Origin of the sequence: Microvirga makkahensis (assembly GCF_009830105.1) — a bacterium.
Taxonomy (GTDB): Bacteria; Pseudomonadota; Alphaproteobacteria; order Rhizobiales; family Beijerinckiaceae; genus Microvirga; species Microvirga makkahensis.
Map to the genome: position 1 here is coordinate 24,003 of NZ_WURB01000028.1, position 23,010 is coordinate 47,012.

General features: G+C 62.8%; 23 protein-coding genes. 7 read left to right on the forward strand and 16 right to left on the reverse strand.

All coding sequences use genetic code 11. The annotated features are described in order from the left end of the window. Nucleotides 1-113: 113 nt before the first annotated feature. Nucleotides 114-1,490, reverse strand: coding sequence for an aspartate aminotransferase family protein (locus GR328_RS22630; protein ID WP_160887900.1), 1,377 nt, complete (start codon nucleotides 1,488-1,490; stop codon nucleotides 114-116). A gap of 13 nt (nucleotides 1,491-1,503) precedes the next feature. Then, on the reverse strand, nucleotides 1,504-2,340 hold the full coding sequence (locus GR328_RS22635) for a GNAT family N-acetyltransferase (protein WP_160887902.1): 837 nt from the start codon (nucleotides 2,338-2,340) through the stop codon (nucleotides 1,504-1,506). Between the two features lie 327 nt (nucleotides 2,341-2,667). On the opposite strand from GR328_RS22635, the gene GR328_RS22640 reads away from it, so the two are divergent. Both GR328_RS22640 and GR328_RS22645 read left to right on the forward strand, forming a co-directional pair. Next, the gene (locus GR328_RS22640) at nucleotides 2,668-3,336 is read left to right on the forward strand and encodes a haloacid dehalogenase type II (protein WP_160887904.1); all 669 of its coding nucleotides are present in this window, start codon (nucleotides 2,668-2,670) and stop codon (nucleotides 3,334-3,336) included. Nucleotides 3,337-3,351: 15 nt separating this feature from the next. Next, the gene (locus GR328_RS22645) at nucleotides 3,352-4,629 is read left to right on the forward strand and encodes an NAD(P)/FAD-dependent oxidoreductase (RefSeq protein WP_160887906.1); all 1,278 of its coding nucleotides are present in this window, start codon (nucleotides 3,352-3,354) and stop codon (nucleotides 4,627-4,629) included. Between the two features lie 81 nt (nucleotides 4,630-4,710). Here the strand turns inward: GR328_RS22645 and GR328_RS22650 are convergent, their stop codons facing one another. The 6 genes from GR328_RS22650 to argE form a co-directional block, all read right to left on the reverse strand. Continuing rightward, complete coding sequence (locus tag GR328_RS22650) at nucleotides 4,711-6,165, reverse strand: NAD-dependent succinate-semialdehyde dehydrogenase (RefSeq protein ID WP_160887908.1); 1,455 nt, start codon at nucleotides 6,163-6,165, stop codon at nucleotides 4,711-4,713. A gap of 18 nt (nucleotides 6,166-6,183) precedes the next feature. Continuing rightward, complete coding sequence (locus GR328_RS22655) at nucleotides 6,184-7,227, reverse strand: tartrate dehydrogenase (RefSeq protein ID WP_160887910.1); 1,044 nt, start codon at nucleotides 7,225-7,227, stop codon at nucleotides 6,184-6,186. 11 nt (nucleotides 7,228-7,238) lie between these two features. Further along, on the reverse strand, nucleotides 7,239-8,708 hold the full coding sequence (locus tag GR328_RS22660; protein WP_160887912.1) for an aldehyde dehydrogenase family protein: 1,470 nt from the start codon (nucleotides 8,706-8,708) through the stop codon (nucleotides 7,239-7,241). Between the two features lie 160 nt (nucleotides 8,709-8,868). Continuing rightward, nucleotides 8,869-9,225 carry a cupin domain-containing protein gene (locus GR328_RS22665; RefSeq protein ID WP_160887914.1) on the reverse strand — a complete coding sequence of 119 codons (357 nt, stop codon included), beginning with the start codon at nucleotides 9,223-9,225 and terminating at the stop codon, nucleotides 8,869-8,871. Nucleotides 9,226-9,241: 16 nt separating this feature from the next. Further along, entirely contained in the window at nucleotides 9,242-10,165 is a 924-nt protein-coding gene (locus GR328_RS22670; RefSeq protein ID WP_160887916.1) for a 2-hydroxyacid dehydrogenase, read from the reverse strand. Between the two features lie 23 nt (nucleotides 10,166-10,188). Next, nucleotides 10,189-11,310, reverse strand: a complete 1,122-nt coding sequence (gene argE / locus GR328_RS22675; RefSeq protein WP_160887918.1) for an acetylornithine deacetylase — start codon at nucleotides 11,308-11,310, stop codon at nucleotides 10,189-10,191. Nucleotides 11,311-11,581: 271 nt separating this feature from the next. On the opposite strand from argE, the gene GR328_RS22680 reads away from it, so the two are divergent. The 4 genes from GR328_RS22680 to GR328_RS22690 all read left to right on the forward strand — a co-directional run bounded on the left by GR328_RS22680 (nucleotide 11,582) and on the right by GR328_RS22690 (nucleotide 14,073). Continuing rightward, the gene (locus GR328_RS22680) at nucleotides 11,582-12,460 is read left to right on the forward strand and encodes a GNAT family N-acetyltransferase (protein WP_160887920.1); all 879 of its coding nucleotides are present in this window, start codon (nucleotides 11,582-11,584) and stop codon (nucleotides 12,458-12,460) included. Nucleotides 12,461-12,783: 323 nt separating this feature from the next. Beyond that, on the forward strand, nucleotides 12,784-13,032 hold the full coding sequence (locus tag GR328_RS22685; protein ID WP_160887922.1) for a hypothetical protein: 249 nt from the start codon (nucleotides 12,784-12,786) through the stop codon (nucleotides 13,030-13,032). 263 nt (nucleotides 13,033-13,295) lie between these two features. Then, complete coding sequence (locus GR328_RS26755; protein WP_170304155.1) at nucleotides 13,296-13,535, forward strand: NepR family anti-sigma factor; 240 nt, start codon at nucleotides 13,296-13,298, stop codon at nucleotides 13,533-13,535. Next, nucleotides 13,525-14,073: a sigma-70 family RNA polymerase sigma factor gene (locus GR328_RS22690; RefSeq protein ID WP_170304156.1), complete on the forward strand. Its 549-nt coding sequence runs from the start codon at nucleotides 13,525-13,527 to the stop codon at nucleotides 14,071-14,073. The genes GR328_RS26755 and GR328_RS22690 overlap by 11 nt, the downstream gene beginning before the upstream one ends. A 43-nt stretch (nucleotides 14,074-14,116) precedes the next feature. Here GR328_RS22690 and GR328_RS22695 read toward each other — a convergent pair whose 3' ends face one another. The 4 genes from GR328_RS22695 to GR328_RS22710 all read right to left on the reverse strand — a co-directional run bounded on the left by GR328_RS22695 (nucleotide 14,117) and on the right by GR328_RS22710 (nucleotide 17,246). Continuing rightward, nucleotides 14,117-14,371, reverse strand: a complete 255-nt coding sequence (locus GR328_RS22695; RefSeq protein ID WP_160887924.1) for a DUF2934 domain-containing protein — start codon at nucleotides 14,369-14,371, stop codon at nucleotides 14,117-14,119. A gap of 314 nt (nucleotides 14,372-14,685) precedes the next feature. Beyond that, nucleotides 14,686-15,072, reverse strand: coding sequence for a response regulator (locus tag GR328_RS22700; protein ID WP_160887926.1), 387 nt, complete (start codon nucleotides 15,070-15,072; stop codon nucleotides 14,686-14,688). 163 nt (nucleotides 15,073-15,235) lie between these two features. Further along, nucleotides 15,236-16,585, reverse strand: coding sequence for an NAD(P)/FAD-dependent oxidoreductase (locus GR328_RS22705; RefSeq protein ID WP_160887928.1), 1,350 nt, complete (start codon nucleotides 16,583-16,585; stop codon nucleotides 15,236-15,238). Between the two features lie 205 nt (nucleotides 16,586-16,790). Next, nucleotides 16,791-17,246 carry a DUF2254 family protein gene (locus GR328_RS22710; RefSeq protein WP_160887930.1) on the reverse strand — a complete coding sequence of 152 codons (456 nt, stop codon included), beginning with the start codon at nucleotides 17,244-17,246 and terminating at the stop codon, nucleotides 16,791-16,793. A 946-nt stretch (nucleotides 17,247-18,192) separates the two neighbouring features. Between GR328_RS22710 and GR328_RS22715 the strand changes: the two genes are divergently transcribed. Next, nucleotides 18,193-19,134 carry a LysR family transcriptional regulator gene (locus GR328_RS22715; RefSeq protein ID WP_160887932.1) on the forward strand — a complete coding sequence of 314 codons (942 nt, stop codon included), beginning with the start codon at nucleotides 18,193-18,195 and terminating at the stop codon, nucleotides 19,132-19,134. Between the two features lie 68 nt (nucleotides 19,135-19,202). Here the strand turns inward: GR328_RS22715 and GR328_RS22720 are convergent, their stop codons facing one another. The 4 genes from GR328_RS22720 to sfnG all read right to left on the reverse strand — a co-directional run bounded on the left by GR328_RS22720 (nucleotide 19,203) and on the right by sfnG (nucleotide 22,766). Beyond that, the gene (locus GR328_RS22720; RefSeq protein WP_160887934.1) at nucleotides 19,203-20,177 is read right to left on the reverse strand and encodes a quinone oxidoreductase family protein; all 975 of its coding nucleotides are present in this window, start codon (nucleotides 20,175-20,177) and stop codon (nucleotides 19,203-19,205) included. A 368-nt stretch (nucleotides 20,178-20,545) separates the two neighbouring features. Next, the gene (locus tag GR328_RS22725) at nucleotides 20,546-21,052 is read right to left on the reverse strand and encodes a flavin reductase family protein (RefSeq protein WP_160887936.1); all 507 of its coding nucleotides are present in this window, start codon (nucleotides 21,050-21,052) and stop codon (nucleotides 20,546-20,548) included. Between the two features lie 23 nt (nucleotides 21,053-21,075). Further along, nucleotides 21,076-21,663 carry an NAD(P)H-dependent oxidoreductase gene (locus GR328_RS22730; RefSeq protein WP_160887938.1) on the reverse strand — a complete coding sequence of 196 codons (588 nt, stop codon included), beginning with the start codon at nucleotides 21,661-21,663 and terminating at the stop codon, nucleotides 21,076-21,078. Then, entirely contained in the window at nucleotides 21,663-22,766 is a 1,104-nt protein-coding gene (sfnG, locus tag GR328_RS22735) for a dimethylsulfone monooxygenase SfnG (protein ID WP_160887940.1), read from the reverse strand. Before sfnG ends, GR328_RS22730 begins: the two co-directional genes overlap by 1 nt. Nucleotides 22,767-23,010: the final 244 nt, after the last annotated feature.

The window sequence follows — 23,010 nt, forward strand, 5'->3', positions numbered from 1 at the left end:
CTGGCGGCTCTGACTCACGAATTGCGCTGATTTGTAGATGGCCCACGGCACAAAATTGCGAATATGACGCCTGAGCGACATTTTCGAGACGGGCTTACCAGGTCAAAAGCCAATCATTTGGCCATTGCCGAACGGACATCCGTATCTTCCAGCGTCTGATCGAGCGTCCTGCGCGTGCAGTCGATAATTCTGTCGATGTCCTCATCGGTGCAGCAGAGCGGTGGTGCGTATCCGAGCACCCCGTTGGCGAAGGCGCGGATGACGAGTCCGTTGTCCCACGCCCTGTCGAATATCCGGCGTGCGGGCTCGGCCGCGGCCGGCAGCGGCGTCTTGCGCTCCTTATCGGTCACGAGCTCGACCGCTGCCAGCATACCACGCCCGCGGATGTCGCCCACCAGAGGGTGATCGGCGAGGGACTCTAGCCCGGCCATCAAGCGCTTGCCTGCCCGAATGCCGTTCTCCAGCAATCCGTTTTCGTAGAGGCGCAGGCACTCCAGCCCGACAGCCGCGCTAACGGGGTGTGCCGAGTAGGTATAGCCATGGCCGACCGCCGCCATGCCGGCGCCGTCAGCGATGGTGTTGTAGACCCTGTCGGACATGAAGACGGCACCCATCGGCATGTAACCCGAGGTCAGGCCTTTGGCGGCGGTCATGAAGTCAGGCACGACGTCATCTTCGAGGCATGCGAACAGGGGGCCGGTGCGTCCGAAGCCCGTAATCACCTCGTCCGCCACGAACAGAATGTCGAGTTCATGGCAAACGTCGCGCATTGCCTTCATCCAGCCCTTCGGCGGCACCAGGACACCGCCTGATCCCTGAATAGGCTCAACATAGAACGCCGCGACGCGATCGGGCCCGAGTTCTTCCACCTTTGCGCGCAGGGCCGTCACGGAGGCGCCGATGATCGCCTGAGGATCCGTGCCCACCGGATTCCGATAGGCATAGTGCGACGGAATTTTGTGTTGCCAGTCATACGGTACGCCGAACCCTGCATGGAAGGCTGGCAGGGCCGTCAGGCCGGAGCCTGCCGTGGAGGATCCATGGTAGCCCTGCTCGACCGAGATGAACTGGTCCTTCTGCGGCGTTCCCTTGGCGTGATAGTAATAGCGGATGAAGCGGATCGTGCTGTCAACGGCGTCGGAGCCGCCAAGCGTGAAGTAGATGTGGTTGAGATCGCCCGGCGCTCGGTCCGCGAGCTCAGCCGCCAAGCGGATGGCCGGTTCCGAACCCAGCCCGAAATATCCGGTCGCGTAAGGCAGCTCGCGAAGCTGGCGCGTCGCAGCCTCCACGATACTGTCTTGACCATATCCTGCATTGACGCACCAGAGGCCCGCGAAGCCATCCACCATCGTGTGCCCGGTCGCATCCGTGACCAGCGCGCCCTTGGCAGATTTCAGCACGCGCACACCCGCTTTCTCGTGTCCGCGATAGGAGGCGACGGGATGAACGAGATGAGCGCGATCGAGTTCGATCAGGGAATTACTAAGCATTTTGTCCTCCAGTTCAACCGAGCGCCTGATTCACCAGCGCGAATGTGCAGTACGATGTTTCGGCCTGCTCGATGTCGGGGCCGCGGCGCATCGAAACGCCGCCGCCAACATGGGCAAGGCCATGCTCGGCGAGCCAGGGGCCAAGCCCGGTCGACAGGTCCGTGTCGACGCGGACGAACGCTCCTTGGTGGTGCGCGAACATGAACCGAATGAGATCCTTGGCCTGCCCGCTGCTTCTTGCTACGACTGGCCCGACGACGAGACCGCGACCGAAGGCGCGCACTCCGGCAAACGCCACGACCTCGCCTCTTTCCCGAATTACCGCGAACTTGACCGTTCGACGAAGAATTCTCATGAGCGCGCTGCGATCGAGATCGCAGGCGGCGCGATCAAGGGCAGAAATCTTCTCATGCTCATCGTCTTGCGCCCAGTTCACGCCCGCCGGAGCCTCGACCCTCACGGCTTGCCCCTGGTGCTGGGCGATTTCGCCGATTGCAGTGAAACCGAGTTTCTCATAGAGCGGCAAGCCCTCCTTGGTTGCCACGAGCCGGCAGCTGCGCGCACCCGCCTTTTCCAACGCCGCATCCATCAGCTTTCGTCCAACTCCGCGCCCTCGCAGGGCCGCCTCAACGATCACCATGTTGATGGCGGCTGCATCGGAACCGAATGGCGTCATCAGGGTCGTCGCGACGACGCGGCCATCCTGAAGCGCCACAAGGCCCTCGCTGACCGACAGCACCAGCTCCCAATCCTCCCGGCGATGCGGCCATCCCGCCTCGCGCGACAGCAGGACAGCGCCATCCAGATGTTCGGTCTTCATAGGCTCCAGCGAGATCAGTTGTGCAGTCATTCCAGTTTCCGCATGCGGCTTCGCGTCGTTCTATGGATAGTGCAGGTCCGAAAGCAGCTCCTCCCGACTCCACGCCCCGACCGACGCTTTTGCACTTTGTGGGGCACCGACTTCCGCATCTTATGCCGCTCACCTGATCGTACGGGCTTGTAGCGTGCTTCCTGCCCGTCGCCGCTGCATGCTAAGGAAACTCTCTGCCGCACCTGTGGTCTGATACGGAAGATTCTGCTTTCCGCCGGATCGAATGCGGTGATTAGTCCATTGAGCGAGCCTTATGATACGTAGCGGGTCGGCAAGGGTGCCGGCGACAACGCAAGGATTGTCCTCATGAGCCAGTTCCGGCCGAAATACATCACCTTTGACTGCTATGGCACGCTGACGAACTTCCAGATGGCCGAGGCTGCACGGACGCTTTATGGAGAGCAGCTGAGCGAAGATCGCATGCAGCAGTTCATCAAGAATTTTGCCGCTTACCGGCTCAATGAAATCCTGGGCGCCTGGAAGCCCTACAACGAAGTCATTCACAACGCCGTCGCGCGCACCTGCAAGAAAAACGGCGTGGCCTTCCGCGAAGAGGACGCGCGCTGGATCTATGAACAGGTGCCGAGCTGGGGCCCGCATCCCGACGTACCGGCCGGGCTTGCCAAAGTGGCCAAGGAATTCCCGCTCGTTATCCTGTCGAATGCCATGAACGAGCAGATCATGTCCAATGTCGGGAAGCTCGGAGCGCCGTTCCATGCAGTCTACACGGCGCAGCAGGCGCAGGCATACAAGCCCCGTTTCGAGGCTTTCGAATACATGCTCGACCAGCTGAACGCCAATCCGGAGGACATCCTCCACGTCTCCTCATCGTTTCGCTACGACCTGATGTCCGCGCACGATCTCGGCATCAAGAACAAGGTTTGGGTCAATCGCGGACATGAGCCCGCAAATCCCTATTACGGCTATACGGAGATCAGGGACATCTCCGGCCTTCCCGGTGTCGTCGGCCTCTGAGCGCAGGAGGCAGAATTGCAGTTCAAACCCTACTGGCACGATACCACGCCACCTTTCACCATGGCCGCGCAGGGGGCTGTGGAGGGACACTATGATGTCGCTATCATCGGCGCAGGCTTCACTGGTCTTTCCGCGGCTCTGCACCTCTCCAAGGCCGGTGTGCGTGTTGTCGTGCTGGAGGGCGGAACGGTGGGCTCCGGCGCGTCGGGGCGAAACGGTGGCCACGTCAACAATGGCATCGCGCACAGCTACCTAGCCGCCAAAGCCCATCTTGGAGCCGATCGTGCGAAGGCGCTCTACCGCGCCTTCGATGCGTCGATCGACTCGATAGAACGCATCGTCGAGGAAGAGAAAATCGATTGCGCCTTCCGCCGCTCCGGCAAGCTGAAGCTGGCCTCGAAGCCTGCCCACATGGAGGCTCTCGCCCGCAATTTCGAGGTCCTTCATCGGGAAGTGGATCCGGACACGGCGCTGCTGAGCCGCAAGGATCTTGCCGCCGAGGTTGGATCGAATGCGTTCCATGGGGCCATGCTCTCGCGGAAGAGCGCCATGATGCATATGGGCCGCTACGTCACGGGACTTGCCGCGGCTGCTGTCCGCCATGGGACCACCATTCACGAGAACGCGCTGGTGACGCACCGCCATCGAAGCTCCGGCCGTACCGAGCTCGAGACCCTGCGCGGTACCGTCACGGCCGATACAGTCCTCCTGGCGACCGGCGCCTATACGACAAAAGATTTCTCGTATTTTCGCCGCCGCATCATCCCCGTCGGCAGCTTCATCATCGCGACGAGACCATTGAGCGAGAGCGAGATCGCCGCGACCATGCCGGGGAACCGCACCTACGTCACGTCGATGAACATCGGCAACTACTTCCGCCTAGCGCCCGATCGGCGCATGATATTCGGGGGACGCGCGCGCTTTTCTGCCAATTCCGACCAGAGATCCGACGCTAAGAGTGGCGAGATCCTGCGTGCCAGTCTTGCGAAGCTCTTCCCACATCTCTCCCGGGTGGAGATCGATTACTGCTGGGGTGGCCTCGTTGACATGACGCAGGATCGTTTCCCGCGCGCGGGCTTCGCCGACGGGATGTGGTTCGCGATGGGCTATTCGGGCCACGGCGCTCAGATGTCGACACAGATGGGTATCCTGCTTGCCGACGCGATTATGGGCAGAGGCGATCGCAATCCTGTCAATGGGCTCGAATGGCCGACCATCGCCGGATACTCAGGAAAACCATGGTTCCTCCCGATGGTCGGCCTGTACTACAAAATGCTCGACAAGATCCAATAAAAGGCGGCCTGTGCCGCCTTTCTGGCATGGTTCCCGGGATGACGTTCCCGCCGCCGATAACGGCGGCGGGCCAGCGCCAATCTAGTTCAACCCGCCCACATGCAGGGCTTTGGCCTCAAGATATTCTTCGATCCCGAGCTGCGAGCCTTCACGTCCTAGGCCGGATTGCTTGACGCCGCCGAACGGCGCCACCTCCGTCGAAATCGCGCCGGTGTTCAGGCCGACCATTCCGAACTCCAGCGCCTCGGCGACGCGCCATGAGCGGCTCAGATCCTGCGTGTAGAAGTAGGCCGCGAGTCCGAACGGTGTGCCGTTGGCGATCGCGATTGCCTCCTCTTCCGCCTCGAAGCGGAAAAGCGGGGCAACCGGCCCGAAGGTCTCTTCCGACGCAAGGAGCATTCCGGTGGTTGCACCGCCCAGCACGATAGGCCTCGCAAATTGGCGGCCGTCCGGTACGAGGTCGCTCTGCGCGAGGATTCGCGCGCCCTTCGACAGGGCGTCCTCGACATGCCGCTCGATCTTGTCGATGGCGGCCGCATTGATCATTGGGCCGATCATCACACCATCCTCGGTGCCGGCACCGACTTTCATTTGCGCTACGCGTTCTGCCAGTTTGCCGGCAAAAGCATCGTAGATGCCCGATTGGACGAGGATGCGGTTGGCGCAAACGCATGTCTGTCCGCCGTTACGGAATTTCGAAGCGATCGCGCCATCCACTGCGAGATCGAGATCGGCGTCATCGAACACGATGAAGGGCGCGTTCCCGCCCAGCTCGAGGCTCAACCGCTTGATGCTGTCGGCCGCGCCGCGCATCAGAAGCGCGCCGACGCGGGTCGAGCCCGTGAAGGAAATCTTACGCACGGTTTCATTTCCGAGCAGTTCGCCGCCGATATCGGCAGGCATGCCCGTGACGATGTTGATCACGCCGGCCGGAATTCCTGCCCGCTCGGCCAGTACGCCGAGTGCAAGCGCCGAGTAGGGCGTGAACTCGGACGGCTTGATCACCACCGTGCAACCGGCCGCGAGAGCGGGCGCCACCTTGCGTGTGATCATCGCGTTCGGGAAGTTCCAGGGCGTGATGATGCCACACACGCCGACCGCCTCCTTCATAACCAGGATACGTCGGTCCGGCGTCGGCGACGGAATGGTGCTCCCGCAGATACGCCGCGCCTCTTCAGCGAACCATTTGACGAAAGACGCGCCGTAGCGGATCTCACCGCGCGACTCGGCCAGAGGCTTACCCTGCTCCAGCGTAAGGATGTGGGCGAGATCCTCCTCATGTTCGAGCATGAGCGCGTGCCATGCCTCGAGAAGCGTCGCTCGCTCGGCGTTCGTCTTCTTCTTCCAGCTCTTGAAAGCCCGTGACGCGGCCTCGATGGCGTCGCGTGTTTCCGCAGCGCCCATGTCGGGAATTGTCCCGAGGACCAACTGCGTGGCCGGGTTGGTCACCTCAACGGTCTTGCCGGACCTGGCATCCTGCCACGATTCTCCGATCAGGCCGCGCTGGCGAAACAGATCCGCATCCTTCAGCTTCATATCAGGCTTCCACTTTTCTCAGTCAATTGCGGCCAGAACGGCCTCTGTGATGGCGTCCGTCCTGTCCTTGCCCGGTACGGTGCCGACCCCCGTGGCCGTGCATGCTTCGATCGCGTTCATCACATCCTTTGCCGCTTCGGGCTGTCCCAGATGCTCGAGCATCATCGCACCGGACCAGATGGCAGCGATCGGATTGGCGATGCCGAGATGAGCAATGTCGGGGGCAGACCCATGCACCGGCTCGAACATCGAAGGCGCGGTACGGTCCGGATTGATGTTGGCCGAAGCGGCGAAGCCCAGGCCTCCTTGAATGGCAGCGCCGAGATCCGTCAGGATGTCGCCGAAGAGGTTTGACGCAACCACAACATCCAGAGTCTCGGGTGCCATCACCATTCGAGCCGCCATGGCGTCGATATGATAGTGGGAAACCTCGACGTCCGGATACTCGCGCGCCACGTCGCGGGTCACCTCGTCCCAGAACACCATCGAGTATTTCTGTGCGTTCGATTTGGTCACCGATGCCAGTCGGCCGCGCCGCGCCCTCGCCTGCTCGAAGCCGAAGCGGATGATGCGCTCCACGCCCTTGCGCGTAAAAATCGCCGTTTCGACGGCCACCTCGTCCTGGGAATTCGTATGCACCCGTCCGCCGGCTCCGGAATACTCACCCTCGGTGTTCTCGCGAATGCACAGGATATCGAAGCTCTGCGCACGCAGGGGGCCGGTGACCCCCGGCAGGAGCCGGTGCGGACGGATATTGGCATATTGGACGAAGGCCTTGCGGATCGGCAGGAGGAGACCGTGCAGCGAAACAGCATCAGGCACCTCTGCCGGCCAGCCAACGGCGCCGAGATAGATCGCGTCGAATGCGCGGAGCGTCTCGATCCCATCCTCCGGCATCATCGCGCCGGTTTGCTTGTAGTACGCGCAGGACCAAGGGAGAGTAGTTCCGTCGAGCTCGAACTTGCGCTTGCGCGCCACGCGTTGCAGCACGGCCCAGGCGGATTCGGTGACATCCTTGCCGATGCCGTCGCCCGGGATGAGCGCTATGGAGTAAGTCTTCATGAATATCCCTCTCAGAGGTCGATGAGCACGCTTTTCGATTTGCGATTGGCGAGATAGGCCTCGCGTCCGAGATCCTTGCCGATGCCCGAGCGCTTGTACCCGCCGGTCGGCAGGATGTGGTCGCGCGAGCGGCCGTAGCGATTGACCCAGATGGTTCCAGCCTGCAGAGCCCTGGTGACGCGCAGCGCGCGGGAGAGATCACGCGTGAACAGGCCGGCTGCGAGCCCATAGGTTGGATGATCAGCGAGCGCGAGCGCTTCCTCCTCGGTACGAAACGTCTGCATTGTCAGCACCGGCCCGAAGATCTCCTCAGTTACGGCCGGTGACGATGGTTCGACGCCGAGCAGCAGCGTCGGCTCGTAGAAATAGCCGGATCGTTCCATGATCCGCCCTCCGACGACGCATTCAGCGCCCTCCTGCACACTTCTGCGCACGATCGTATCGATGCGTTCGAGCTGACGCCGCGAGATGATCGGCGAGTATTGCGTCTGTTCGTCCCAAGTCACGCCGGGCCTGATATCGGCCATGTGACGGGCAATTGCCCGGCTGAGCGGTTCGGCAATCTCTTCCGAAACGATCAGGCGCGAGCCGGCTACGCAGGCCTGCCCCGCATTGGCGAGAATCCCACGGGTCACCGCCGACGCGGCAAGGTCCAAGTCCGCATCGGCGAACACCACTTGCGGGCTTTTGCCCCCCAGCTCGAGCGTCATCGGCTTGACGCCCGTGCGCGCAATGTTCTGCATAATAGCGGCGCCTGCCATCGTCGATCCAGTGAAGCTGACCTTCGAAATGTCAGGATGTCCGGTGATGGCATTGCCGGTCGTTGGACCGTCACCGAGAACGATGTTGATGAGACCGGCGGGGATACCGGCCCGCACGGCCAACTCCGCCATGGCGAGCGTCGAGAAGGGCGTCATCTCGGATGGCTTCAACACCACTGCGTTCCCCGCGGCAAGCGCAGGGCCGAGTTTCCAGCCGGCCATCGAAATCGGGAAGTTCCAGGGCGTGATCGCGCCGATGATACCGTAGGGTTCGGTCAGCGTCATACCGAAAGCGGAACCCGAGGTGGGGACCACGTCGCTGCCCTCTTTGTCGGCAAATTCAGCAAAGAATCGGATCTGCTCAGCCGTGACGGCGATGTCGCCTTCGATCAGGTGCGCAATCGGCCTTGTCGAAGATGCGGCCTCGAGGCGTGCGAGCGTGACCGCCTCCTGCTCCAGCAGATCCGCCCAGCGTTGCATTGCCTTGACCCGCTCGCGCGGCCGCACGTCGCTCCAACCGCTGGTCTTCAGCGCCCTCTTGGCGCTCTGCACCGCCCGGTCGACAAGATCTGCGTCCGCCACAGGACATTCGCCATAGGCGCGGCCGTCGGACGGCCGGTGCATGATGAGGCCCTCGCTGGTACCCGCCGCGACCCGCTCGCCGTCGATGATATGATAGAAGGGATACGCCAGCGTTTCGGGATCGAAGCTCAACGTCATGAGACACCTCGCTATGCTGTTCGATGAGAGGCTAGCACCAGGCGTGCCGCATTTTACGTCGACGTCCGCACCCTGCTCGGCGCAGAATCGTGCAGCAAGGCAGCCTTGCGGGGGATTGTTTGGAGAGCGGGCAGCGCCATAGCCCGCCCGCTTTCTGAGATCAATCGTAGACGCAGACGTAGATCTTGCGGACCGTCTCGATGGTCCGCCAGATGCCAATGAAACCGGGTTTCATGACGAAACTGTCTCCGGCACGATAGGTTTTGGTCTCGCCGCCCTCTTCCTCGATCTCGACAAGTCCCGAGATCAGGTGGCAGAACTCGTATGTGGTGCCCTTGATCGAGTGCGTTTCGCCGGGAGTCGCCTCCCAAACGCCGGTCAGCACCTTGTCCTGACGCGAGGCGTCCTGCGCCCAGGTCTTGAACGAAGGGTCCCCGGAAATCAGTCGTTCCGGCGCTGGCCGGCCTTCCTTGGGCGGGAAGTCCGGATTGGTATCGATGGTGACGAGCAGCGACATACTTTACTCCTTAGTTTCAGTAACCACGTGTCCGATCGACGAGGCCGATCAGCTCCTGACCGGCGCGATGGCGCCGGATATTCTCAATGACCGATCGGGCCGCCGTGTGAGGCTGAGTCACGCTGGCGATATGCGGAGTCAGCATCACCTTCGGATGGCTCCAGAGCGGGTGGCCCTGCGGCAGCGGTTCGGGATCGGTCACATCGAGCACCGCCCCGGAGAGCTTTCCCGTGTCGAGCGCGGCGACAAGAGCCTGCTGATCGAGTTGCGGGCCACGGCCGACATGCACGAGCCCAGCGCCCTGCGGCAGCTGCTCGAACAGATGGGAGTCGAGGATCCCGCGGGTTTCTTCGGTCAGTGGCAGCAGGCAAACGAGAATGTCCGTCTGCGCCAGAAATTCCGGCAACTGCTCCATGCCATGAAAGCACCGCACTTCCGGCAGGTTGCGTGCGCTCCGGCTCCAGCCTGCCAAGGGGAACTGGAACGGCGCCAGCCTCTCGATCGCTGCCTGAGCCAGCATGCCGAGACCAAGGAAGCCGACGCGCCGTTCGTTCGCCTGGCGTATGGAGCGAGCCCGCCACACCTGTGCTTTCTGCTGTTCGCGGTAGGCGGGCATGTCGCGATGCAGGGAAAGAACGCCCAGCGCGACATATTCCTGCATCATGCGCACGATGCCCTCTTCCACCATCCGCACAAGCTTCACACGCTCGGGCACGCTGCCGGGCCGGAACTGGTCGACTCCTGCGCCGATGGAAAACAGCACCTCAAGGTTGCGGTAGCGGTCGATATTCTCCGGTGCCGTCCACGTCAGAAGGTAGCGCACCCTTTCCGGCGGAACCGCGTCACCCTTCTCAACGAACTCCAAATCGGGCAGCTCGCGGGCGAAAGCTTCACGGAACACGGCGCCGCGCTCAGCATCTGAATTGAAGAAAAACACCATCTCACCCGCCTGTCGTTTGGAGGTCACCCGGAGAGCCGCGCGCCCAAGGCTTCGATCATCTGCCGGCATGCATACAATTCGCTCAAGGTAATGTACTCGTCGGGACGGTGGGCGCGGCCGATGTCACCTGGGCCGCAGATGATCGCCTCGATGCCCGCCTGCTGGTAGAGGCCGGCCTCGGTGCCGTAGCTGACCGCTGACAGAGTCTCCTTGCCCGTGAGCTCCATCATCAGACCCGCAAGGGGGCTATCAGCAGCGAGGGAAAGAGCCGGATATGCCGAGAGTTCGTGCCAAAATGTCTTGAAATTCTCCGACCGCAGCGCTTCGAACTGCTGCTTCACGGGCTCCAGCAGCGACAAGGGTGCCGTGCCGGACACGGCGCGCACCTCGATATCGGCCGTGCAACGGTCCGGGATGATGTTGACCGCCTGCCCGCCCGCAACGACACCAACTTGCAGTGATGAGTAGGGCGGATCAAAGTTCGGGTCAAACGGGCCTTCGGCAAGGAGCTTGCCATAGGCCACGGCCTTGGTGATGACGCCCGCCATGGCGTGCACGGCATTGAGGCCGAGGTGTGGCTGGGAGGAGTGCCCGGATCTCCCGATCACCTCGAGGCGCACGGCTGCCTTGCCCTTGTGCGCACGCACGGCCCGCATCCGGCTGGGCTCCCCGATGATAGCTCCGAGAGGCTTCTCGCACAGAGCGGGAAGCGCCTCGATGAGATGCGGAACTCCGCGGCATCCCGCTTCTTCGTCATACGAGAAGGCCAGATGAACGGGCTGGCTCAGGTTGCTGGCGGCAAGCCCGGGAAGAGCCGCCAGCGCACAGGCCAGAAAACCCTTCATGTCCGTCGTACCGCGACCGTAGCACCTGTCGCCCACCGCCCGCATTGTAAAAGGATCTGCACTCCATTCTGCTTCACCGGCCGGCACCACGTCCATGTGGCCGGACAGAATGTAGCCGGGCTTGTCCCGCGGGCCGATGGTCGCGAACAGGTTGCATCGATCTCCTTCGGGCCCCGGCAGAACCGTGACCGATGCGCCGTGCGCTCTACAATACTCGGCGATCCAGTCCACGATCGCACCGTTGGGCGAGCCCACGACAGACGGGAAGGCAACCAGTCTTGCCAAAAGGTCTTCTACCATGAGGGGGCACCAACAAATTTTGCGCACGCATGCGCCGTTTGGACGACGCTAGACCCCCGACCGGAACTTTTCCTGCCGGATTGTGGTCGGTCACGCACAAAGATTTCGAATGGCCGGTCATTTCGAGCTGAAACTACCGTCGGCCGCATGCCATGCTGTGGCCAAACGTTAACGGCCTAGCGCCAATGCCGAGAGCGCCACGATAGCGGGAGTTCCAGCAAGGCCGAGCATCAGCGGTATGACCCGGCACAAGGAAGGCGGCAAAGCACCGATGCAAGACCATTTACGACTGGACTCATTCGATCTCAGCTTGAGCGATATCGCCTCCGTTGATGTCAAGATGCTGCACGCCCTGTCCCTTGGCGTAGGCTGGCCACATCGTACCGAAGACTGGGATATGCTTCGCCACACGGGCCAGGGCCTTGCTGCGATCGATGGAATCGGTCGCGTTTTTGGCACGGCCATGTGGTTTGCCCACGGGACGGAATTCGCGACAATCGGCATGGTGATCACCTCGCATCGCTTCCAGGCGCATGGTAATGGGCGCTGGCTGATGGAACAGGTTCTCGAGCGTTGCGGTCATCGCAACCTTCTCCTCAATGCAACGCGTCCGGCGTACAATCTTTACGTTTCGCTCGGCTTCGTACCGGAGGAGAGCGTCTACCAATGCCAGGGTGAAGTTGCACCGAGACTGCGCAGCTTCGAACCCGTGAAGGGTGAACTCAAGGGGGTCGCTCATGCCGACCTCGATTCCATCGCTGCGCTCGATGCGCGCGCGTTCGGCACGGAGCGGAAGAGGCTTCTGCGTATTCTCGCACGCGACGCCAAGGGCTATGGCATCTGGCGCGACGGAACTCTGGTGGCCTATGCCTTCCGCCGCAGCTTCGGGCGGGGACAGGTCGTAGGCCCCATCGTGGCGAGCAACGATGAAGACGCGATCGCGCTCGTCTCAAGGCATCTGTCGGAGATACCTGGGCAATTCGCCCGTGTCGATACACGCCAGAGGGAAGGGATTTTCCTGTCTGTCCTGCAAGACAGCGGATTGCGGATTTTCGACACCGTCACGACGATGTCGAAGGGCCGCCGGTTCCTCAAGGCAAAGTCGGGCGAGCCATCTATTTTCGGCTTGGCGTCGCACGCGCTCAGCTAACCAGATTACTGGACTCCGCCGCCGATCGTGCTGAGGCCAAGGCAGCAGCCAGACTGCGTACTTCTGAGATCGTTCTGGCATGCCAGTAGGGGAATGAGCCCGCCAGCGCTGGCCGAGCACCTCGTATAGGGTGGCCAGAGCTGGGCCGGAACAGGACCTGCTCCCCGCCTCAAGCTCATCTGGAACGGATCAGGCCCTCTCTTCTGACCAGTTTCCCCTTTCTCGCTTTGGAAGCAGTTGTTCCGTGGCCGGGATGTCCGCCCATCTTACATAGCCAAAGGTTATTGACCACCCACACCTACGTCCTGTCTGAAGGAGGAGCCATGCTGACGGATCCCCAACTGGCGATGCTGAAGCCGCTGGTGGAGCAATGCCGTCACAAGGGCAACGCCGAGGATCTGACGCCGCCCGTCCCAGTCGATGCCCACCGCAATCAGCACGGCTCGCGTAGTCCGTCCGGGTTGTGGCTCAGAAGGTCCTTGATGGCGGAGGCGGCGGGATTATCCTTGGTGCTGGTCACGGTGAGGCTCCTCTCGAAATGCGTGACGTTGAGCATCACCATTCTGCCATGACCGCTCCGCTCAGGCGATTTGCACAACCTTCACCACGCTACATTTCTTTCCCCGGACCCGAGCGCTTCTTCACTCACGTAGGTAAACTTTGGCGGCACGCTCTCTGGCGTTACGGCTATGGGGCGAACGGTATCGGCTCCAGTCCGGCCTGCATTCCGGAAGATTATCATAGGTGAGTGGCAGGGCTCTTTCGGTGCCTTAACAGGATACGGCCTCCGCTTGCACCAGCCTGGAGGCTGTCATCTTTTCGTGGGAGAGAGAGCATGGTCGCCAACATCCTCAAGGCTGGGACACTTCCTGATGAACCTGATGGTCTTGAGAATGGACAAGCCGTTGATGGCGATCCCGTGCCGGAGCCAACCCTGCCGCCTCATCTGGCGACCTTCCTAGGAGAGCAGCTCCGGACCTTCTACGCGCATCTGATGAGCGAGCCGGTTCCCGACCGCTTCGTCCAGCTCCTGGGACAACTGGATTGGAAGGGGAGCGCGAACGATGGCGACTGAGAACTCCATTCACCAGGCCATGCTGGAGGCCATCCCGCATCTGCGCGCCTTTGCGATCTCGCTGACCGGTAACGTCGAGTATGCGGACGATCTGGTTCAATCGGCCCTGATGCGAGGCCTCGAGAACCTCGACAAGTTCCAGCCCGGTACGAGCATGCAGGCGTGGCTCTTCACCATTCTGCGCAACCACTACTACACCGAACTGCGGAAGCACCGTCGCGAGGTCGAAGACCCGGACGGCGCCATGGCCGAGAAAGTGGCCGTGCTGCCGGAGCAGGGTTCACGGCTGGACTTCATGGACATGCAGGCCGCCTTGGCCAGGCTCGGTCCCGAGCAGAGGGAGGCGCTCCTGCTCGTATCGGCCGAGGGCGTTTCGTACGAGGAGGCGGCTCAGATCTGCGGAACGAACATCGGCACGATCAAGAGCCGCGTGAACCGCGCCCGCACCCGTCTGGCTCAACTCCTGGCGCTTGATGCGGAGGATGACGTCGGCCCTGACCGCCTGGTCAAGGCCGCGCTGTTCATGCACACGCCCTGAGAAGCGCGGCCGTGCATTTGCTAAAGCCGGAGGCGCTCATCAGCTACTCGGCCATCCGCTCATCAGAGGTCTCGCCGGCAGCGGTGGAGCCGGCTTCGACCGCGGCAGCCGGCAGAGCATTCTCCACCGTCGCGTCGGAGCGCTCCTGCCCCTGATCGGCAAGCTCGCGCTCGGCCCTAAACCAGTGATCCTCGGGATTCCCGGTGCGGCCCTCGTTCTCCCAAATTTCATAAGCTCGCTGCCGGATCCTCTCATCCTGACTGGTGGCGATGGCGGCGGCAGATACCGTGTCGGACATGATCGCATCCCTTCTCCTGGAACACCGGATCAATGATCTGTCGGGCGGGAGGTTCATCCATTCCGATGCGGACGTTGACCACTCCCAGGGCCGCTTTCGACCAAGTGGAGAACCGCAAGCCTCCTCAGCTTTCGGCCCAAGCCTTCTCGAATGCGCCGTAACGTTCGCCTTGAAGGCGCCCTGGAGTCACTGTTCACGTTCCGACCGCTCAATGAAGGTCGGCTCTCGGGCGCGAATACCGTCAGCTTGCGTCCGAACAGAATGACCGCACACCAGGAACAACTCTGGGCAGGCTGGCTGCTTGGCTCCATGCGTCACCCGTTAGATGGGCGCCAACCTGAGATCCCGATCACCTTCCGAAGCTCGCCAATAAGGCGGGCCGGCAGGACGGGCTTGAAAAGCGCGACCAGATCGGGGTGGCGCTGGCGGATGTCCTCCGGAACCGCACCGCCCGTGTAAATCACGCTCGGAATCCCCCGCGCTCTCAAAGCCTCCAGCACAGGGGTCACAAGACCGTCGGGGAGGTTCATGTCGAGCAGCGCCGCGTCGATGGAGAGATCGGTCCTGATCAGTTGCTGGGCATCGCTGATCGACATCGCCGGTCCGACCGGCACGCATTCAGCCGCTGTTAGCATCTTGCTGATGTCCTCCGCGACGAGCGCCTCATCCTCAACCACGAGCACACGATATCCTGCCAACATTGCCCCTCGTTCCTATGCGACGCCAACAAACGAGCACGCCTCACCTGATGTTCCTTGGAACTGCGGGACCAGTATCGTCCAATGTGCGTCGGCACTTGGAATTGATGGGTGATCCAAGCCTGCCGTCGAGGAGGCGTATTCGGGAGAACCTCGTCCGTGTGCCCTACCGCCAATCCTGGCCCGCCATATTCGTTTGGCTTCGGCTCACCTCGACTGAGGATTCGAGCGGCTTCACCTTCTCCGCCTGCGCCGCCTGCTGCGCGTCAGGGCCATCAACGATCAGACGCGCGCCCCGCTGGTAGGTCAGATAGTTCCACAACCAGTTGAGCGCGACCACGGCACGATTGCGCAGACCGATCAGGAAGTAGACGTGTGCGAAGCCCCAGAACAGCCAACCTAAAATGCCCTTCAGATGGATGTGATCGAGCCTCACCACCGCAGCCTTGCGGCCGATCGTGGCAAGATCGCCCTGATGCCGGTACCGGAACGGTCCGGGCCTGGGTCGGTTCGCAACTCTCGCCGCGATGACCTCCGCTACATAGCGGCCCATCTGCTTCGCCGCCGGGGCGATGCCCGGCAACGTCCGTCCGGTCTCATCGACCGCCGCCGCGGTGTCGCCAACCACAAAGATCTCAGGCCGGCCAGAAACCGTCAGGTCCGGGCCGACCTTGGCCCGCCCTGCCAGATCCCTCTCCGCCTCGATCCATTCGGCCGCCGGGGAGGCTATGACACCCGCAGCCCACACGATTGTACCAGCGTCGATCCGCGCCCCTTCCAGATCGACCCCACGCTCGTCGCAGTGCGTCACCCGGCTCAAGGTCATGACCTCGACGCCCATCCGCTCCAGCGCCTGTTGCGCGTAGGCCGAGAGATCCTCGGGAAAGGTGGGGAGCAGGCGCGGACCGGCTTCGATCAGGATCACGCGCGTGGCGTGCGGGTCGATGCGCCGGAACTCGGTTGGCAGAGCATGATGAGCCACCTCCGCAATGGCTCCCGCCATCTCGACGCCCGTGGGACCGCCGCCAACCACCACAAAGGTGAGCAGCCGCCGCCGTTCCTCGACATCTTCGATCAACTCAGCCTGCTCGTAGGCCATCAGGATCCTGCGGCGGATGGCTGTCGCGTCCTCGATCTGCTTCAAACCCGGAGCGACGGACGCCCATTCCGGGTGGCCGAAGTAGGAGTGCGTGGCACCTGTCGCAAGGATCAGGTAGTCATAAGGGATCGTCGCGGGCCCGGCATGAACGAGCCGCTGCTCCGGATCGACGCCGGTCACGTTCGCCATCAAGACTGCTGTATTCTTCTGCCGCTTGAGGATGCCGCGGATTGGCCAAGCGATGTCCGCCGGGGACAGGGCGGCTGTTGCGACCTGGTAGAGCAAGGGCTGGAAGTAGTGGAAGTTGTGACGGTCGATGACGGTCACCTCGATGGGGAGATGCGCCAGGGATTGAGCCGCCGTCAACCCTCCGAACCCCGCTCCGACGATCACGACCCTTGGCACATTGTTGGTCATGACACTGCCCTTGTCTGTCGAGACCCACCGGACGGGGATCCTCAGAGTGCCAACCGAAGCACGGTCCCGATGTTCCCCCGCATTAGGCGATGCTTGCGCCCTGCACCTCCACACATGGTAGTCCCGGGTCAACGGCAACCATGCCCAATAGCCTTCCATGGAGAACCAACCCGATGAAAGGCCTGGGCCTGCACCCCGCCTCCCGTCACGGCTTGCCGTGAGCAGCCCCGGCACTCCTTCCGGTCTGGTCGATCCGCCCGCCCAGACCTACAAAGGCGGTCTCGCAAGCCGCCATTGCCCGCCGGTAGCTCTGCTCGATGTCCTCCCTGTCTGCGACTTCGGGCACGTCGCGCTGGCCCGCAGCCCGGATCAGGCGGGAGCCGTAGGCATTGGCCGCAAGAGTGAGTGCCACCACCGTCACCGAGAACGCCATGCTGGCCATGGTGATGATGGCCGATGGCAAAGTGGAGAGAAGGTTGCGGGCATCCTCGCCGGCGCCGCTGTTAATCCACCAGACCCGGACCTGATCCTCGGAGCCGTGCCCGACATCCATCCGGAGCATCGCGACGGCAAGGCCGACACCCAGGAGGACCATGACCGCGGGAACCAGCCACAGGCTGGTGCGGACCCCGTCCCATGTTGCCGTCAATCGCTTTAGCATCCGCCCTCCCTGAGCCGCCCCGCTCCTCCCGAGCCGATGCCGGGAACCCAGCATCGGTTCCAGGAGCGCCCGACATCCGCTTCGATCCTCGCGCGGGACAGGGCGCCGGCCGCTCCAATCCACGCGGGAACCGGTCCCAGCCGTTGCGCTTTCAAGCCTTGCAGTGTGAACCTCAGCGGGCATCTGATCAGGAGGCATGATGCCTAAGAGGAGAGAAGGCGGATGCTGAACCGGATCGCCGAGGAGAAAGACGGCACGACGCCATCCTCATTCAGCTCCTGAACCGCCAAAAGCAGCCCGACCAAGGCGAATCTCTGAGTCGCGGCACCCGTCCTGGCAGCTCGATCCGCCTCAGGATCTGCTGCGATCCCCGGTGGACGCCTAGTCCGGCATCACGCTCGCCGAGATCCAAACTGAACTGCGCCCGCGGGATCGAGGTGCAGGCCCTCTCGACCATTCATCTCATGCTCAAGCGCATGGACCTGACGCATAGAAAAGGCGATCCGAGCGGTCGGAGCCAGCTTGCTGCATCTGCCGCCCTACAGTCCCGATCCTAACCCGATGGAACAGTTCTTTTCCAAGCTCAAGCCGCTTCTGCGCACCTCGGGCCACGCGACGAGGAGGCGTTCTGGGAGACCATCGGAGAACTGCTCGATGCGTTCTCGCACGAGGAGTGTCGGAACTATCCTACGAACTGCGGATATGAGCCCGTCCAAATCGAACCTGCTCCAATCGAGGATTTCTTGGCAGCGGGCGCTGGGGCCGGGATGACGCATGACGGGAAGGTCGCCCGAAATCGCGCCGGCAGGGCATCTCAAGCGGAAAAATGCCCTGGCCCTTCCAGATACTTACCTGCTGCAAGGCGGTCCTTGCCGCCGAATGCCGCTTGATCCAACATGGGCATCGTAGAGATTCCAGGTGCATGCCTTTCCCACGAGGAGCCCGAATGACCGACCTCGATAGCGGCCGGATGGACGAGCTCGCGGCGCTGCTGGCGGTCGCCCGGGAGGGAACGTTCGTGGCTGCCGGCCGTGCGCTCCAACGCCACCCAACGGTCGTGTCACGGCGGATCGCGGCGCTCGAAGCCCGTCTCGGGGTTCGTCTGCTCGAACGGACTACACGGCAGGTCAAGCTGACGGAGGCCGGACAACGGTTGGCGGCCCGCGTGCGGGCAGCGAGCGAGACGATCCTCGACGCCGAGATCGAGGCCAGCGCCGGCGCGGCGGATCTACGGGGCAACCTGAAGCTGGCCTTTCCGGCCGCCATGGGGCGGCAATGGCTGGCCCCGCTTCTTCCCTCGTTTCTGCGCCGATACCCGGCCCTGACGGTGGAGATCGACTACAGCGAACGCTACGTCGATCTGGTCGCCGAGGGCTTCGACGCGGCGATCCGCGTCGGCGTCCTGAGCGACAGTCGGCTGGTGGCGAGACGGCTCGGCGGTCTCCGGCGCGTGCTCTGCGCCTCGCCCGATTACCTGCGCCATCATGGCATTCCCGTCACGCCGCAGGAACTCGCGGACCATAACTGCCTCGGGTTCACCGGTCTGGCCTCCTTTCCCGAGTGGCGGCTTTCAGAGGGCAGGACCACAGAGATCGTCACTATCCAGGGGTCCCTTATCTCCAATGACAGCAGCGCGCTTCTCGACGCCGCCCGGGCCGGGATCGGCATCCTGGGCGCGGGGGAGTGGCTACTGGCACGGGATTTCGCGCAGGGTAGACTGGTCCGCGTCCTTCCCGAATGGACCTTCGATGCCGACGGCGGGATCTACCTTGTGCGTCCGTCGGTGCGCTTCACCCCGGCCAGGACGGAGGCCTTCGTCGAGTGGATCGGCGAACAGTTCCGGCAAGGGCCACCCTGGTCACGCATCGAGCCACCGAGCGCCCCCTGAATGTTCGGAGGGGTAGAACGCCGGCCGCCGCAATCTGCGCGAAGCACGGCACCCATCCGCCCCTATGGTCAGGGCTTCAACAGGATCGGCCCCGCCGAGGCGCCGCCTTCGAGCGCCGCATGGGCCGCAGCCGCCTCCGCAAGGGCGAAGGTCCTCCACGCCAAGGGCCTGATAATGCCACTCCTCACGGCAGAGAACACGTCCTCGGCCCGCCCGCGGTACTCGGCAAGGTCGGTCGCGTGGGCCGCCAAACCGGGACGGGTCAGGAAGAGCGAGCCCTTGGCGTTCAGCGTCCCGACCTCGATCGGGGGCGGGGCCCCGGTCGACGCCCCGATCGAGGCGAGCAGGCCGCGCGGCCGCAGGCTGTCGAGCGAGGCCCCGAAGGTCTCGCGCCCGATGCCGTCGTAGACGACGTCGGCCTTCCGGCCATTCGTGAGGGCCGCCACCTCTTTCGGCAGATCGCAGGATCCCCAGACCAGCACGGCATCGCAGCCGAGGGAGCGTGCCCGCTCGACGCTGGCTTCCTTCGACACCACGCCGATTACGAAGGCGCCGAGATGCTTCGCCCAAGGCGCCATGATCTGGCCGAGCCCACCCGCAACTCCGTAGAGGAGGACGACCGTGCCGGGCCCCACCGGATATGTGCTCTTCAGCAGGTACTGCGCGGTGATGCCCTTGAACAGGACGGTCGCGGCATCCTCGAAACTGATGCTGTCCGGCAGGCGCACCAGGCGTTCGGCCGGATAGAGACGCCCGCTTGCATAGGCTCCCAGCGGGCCGAGGATGTAGGCAACGCGATCCCCCACAGCGAAGTCGGTGACGGCAGAGCCGATGGTCGTGACACGGCCGGCTCCTTCGAGGCCAAGGCCGCCGGGGAGCGGGATCGGCACGGCACCCTTTCGTTGTGTCACGTCGAGGTAGTTGACGCCAATCGCCTCCTGCTCGATCCAGACCTCATCGGGACCTGGTTCGGGTTGCTCGATGGTTTCGGGCGTGAGCACCTCAGGACCGCCCGTTTGTGTCATTCGGATTGCCGTTGCCATCGCTTTGCCTCCCTCGCGGTGAGCCGGCCCGTGGGCTCGCCGATACAGTCGGGAGGTTAGGCGTGCATCGGCCGGGAACAAGCCGTGATCGGTGCAAGACAATGCTGCACGGAGTGAAGCAATGGCAGGTTGCATTCGGCCAAGTCCCCGGCAAGCTGTCTGGACCTTCACCAACGCTCCTGAATGTCGCCTCTCGGTCAGACACCGATGATCCTCCGCCTCCAGGGAGGTCCGCTGCTCCTTGCGGGAGTCGGCACTCGGCTTACTTCCGAGAGGTGCCAGGAAGAGACATTCCCGTCGTTGGATGCTGTTGTTTGATGCTTACGAAGCGGTGCTCGGTGGCGTTAGGACCAGCGATCGTATGAGGCTTACCACCACAAACCGGCGCCCTCCGGCGAGAAGGTCCCATAGGTTCCGTGGGCATAGATCAGCGGTCGCGTGGTCGAGCGGGAAGCGATGCCTGCCACTGCGCCGAAGAAAACACTGTGGGTGCCCATCCTCGTGATCTCGGTCACGCGGCAGTCGAAGCTGACGAGCGCCCCTTGGAGAACAGGAGCACCAGTCACCAAGGGTGCCCATTTGCCCACCGTGAACCGCTCCTCGCCCTTGAGCCCCGTTTCCCCGGAAAAACATCGGGCGATGCTGTCCTGGCCGCTCGCCAGCAGATTCACTGAAAAGCAGCCGCTCGCGCGAATGGGCTCGTGGGCGCTGGCTCCGGAGTTGATGCACACCAGAAGCGTGGGTGGATCGGCCGAGACTGAGCACACGGCCGTCGCCGCAAGACCGGCCCTCCTTCCCTCGTGCTCCGTCGCAATGATCGCAACGCCCCCGGCCAGGTGGCGCATGGCCTTCTTGAAGTCGTCTGTTGTTGTCATGGTTGCCTCGCCTCAACCATCTGTCACGGCTTCTGCTGATCAGGTCTGCGAACAATCACCGGATAAGCTGGCCCTGCCTGCCCCTCTGAGATGGCCCGTGTCAGGCGCACCACCTCCTCCGCCAGAAGCCGACAGGCCCTTCGCGTCTCTTCCGCGATCTCGCCCCCTGTGAAGTGCACATTCTGCGCGTAAACCGTTCCAGGAACCGTGTAGGCCCTGAAGAACGACAGCAGAGGGCGAAGCTGATGTTCAAGAGCCAGGAAGTGGTGATCGCTCCCCCCCGTGGCGACAAGCCCAACTACCTTGCCGGTCAAGGCATCGTTCGGCAGAAGATCGAACAGGTTCTTGAATGCTCCTGTGTAGCTGCCGCGGTACATCGGGGAGCCGACCACATAGGCGTCAGCGGCCACGACCTTGTCGATGACCTGCCGCGTCTCACCCTCGTAAGCCTCGGGCGGGCGACCGTCACACAGGATCGCTCCTGACGAGGCAACCTCAAGAAGCTCTGTCTCGATATCCGCCTGCTGCGCCGTCGCATCCAGCACCTCCTGGATGAGACGGCTTGTGCGGGAGCCCCGGCTGGGACTCCCGCTGATGCCCAGCAGCCGCATCAGGCCACCTTTGCGGTCCTGTCCGCATGGTCGCGCCGGCTTGGCAGCGCCTTCACGCGCGGGATAACGCGCTCGCCAAAAATCGGCAGCTCATCGGTGAAATGCAGGAAGCCGCACAGGAGAAGATCGACACCGACCGCCTCGTATTGCGCGATGCGCTCGATGATCTGATCCTCGGTGCCGATGAGGCGGGTCTTGAAGCCGTCGTTGTACTGGACGAGATCCTCGAAACTGGAGTTCGCCCACATTCCCTGCTTCTCGGGCGATGAGGCGCCGGCGTCCTTCACTGCCTGCCGGAAGCCTTCGACCGCCTCCTTGTCGGCATGCTCGACGATCTCCCGCAGCGTGGCATGAGCCGCCTCCTCGCTATCCCGGAGAATGACAAAGCCGTTCAGGCCGAACCGGATCTCGTTCGGGTCGCGCCCCTCATCGACGGCGAGCTGGCGGATCTCCTGGATCTGCGCCGCCACATCCTCGATGGTGCCGCCGTTCATGAAATACCAATCCGACACACGGGCTGCCATGCGCCGGGCCGCTTTTGAGTTGCCGCCCTGGAAGATCTCCGGGTGAGGCTTCTGGACCGGTTTGGGCTTCAGCGGCGCTTGGTTGATGGTGTAGTAATTGCCCTTGAACGTGAACTCGTCTTGAGTCCACATGCCTTTGAGGACTCGGATGAACTCCTCGGAGCGGTGGTAGCGCTCGTCATGCTCGAGCCAAGGCTCACCGTAGCCTTCGAACTCACCTTTGAACCATCCGCTGACAATGTTTACAGCCGCACGGCCCTGGCTGATGTGATCAACCGTGGCCAATGCCTTGGCGATCACACCAGGATGCCAGAATCCGGGGTGAATGGCCGAGATCAGCTTGATGCGCGTGGTAACGGCAGCCAAAGCCGAGGTCAGGGTAAGCGCCTCGAGTTGGCTGTCGGCGCCATAGCTGGCGAAGAAGCGAGCCTGCGAGAGCGCGTAATCGAACCCCACCCGTTCAGCCGTTTGGACGAGGTTCTTGTTGTACTCGAAGGTCCAGTCGGTGCGCTGCGGCAGCTTGCTGACGACGAGGCCGCCGCTGACGTTTGGAACCCAATAGGCGAACTTCACTCCCATTTCCTGCACTCCATTCAGGTGAGCTGTCATTGGGCAACAGCAAACTTGATCGGGGCGTTCGCGTCAACAGTATTTTCCGGTAAAAAGAACGAACCGTTCTTTATTGAGCCGATTCCCGATGGCGTCCGAGGGGGAGTGACGGGCGGTAGCACCGTCAGTCTTTCGGCTGCCGCTCCTCCACGAACAAGAATGTCCCGTCACGCAAAGGGTCAGGAATGGTCACTTTCGGCCGATCCCCTGCCCC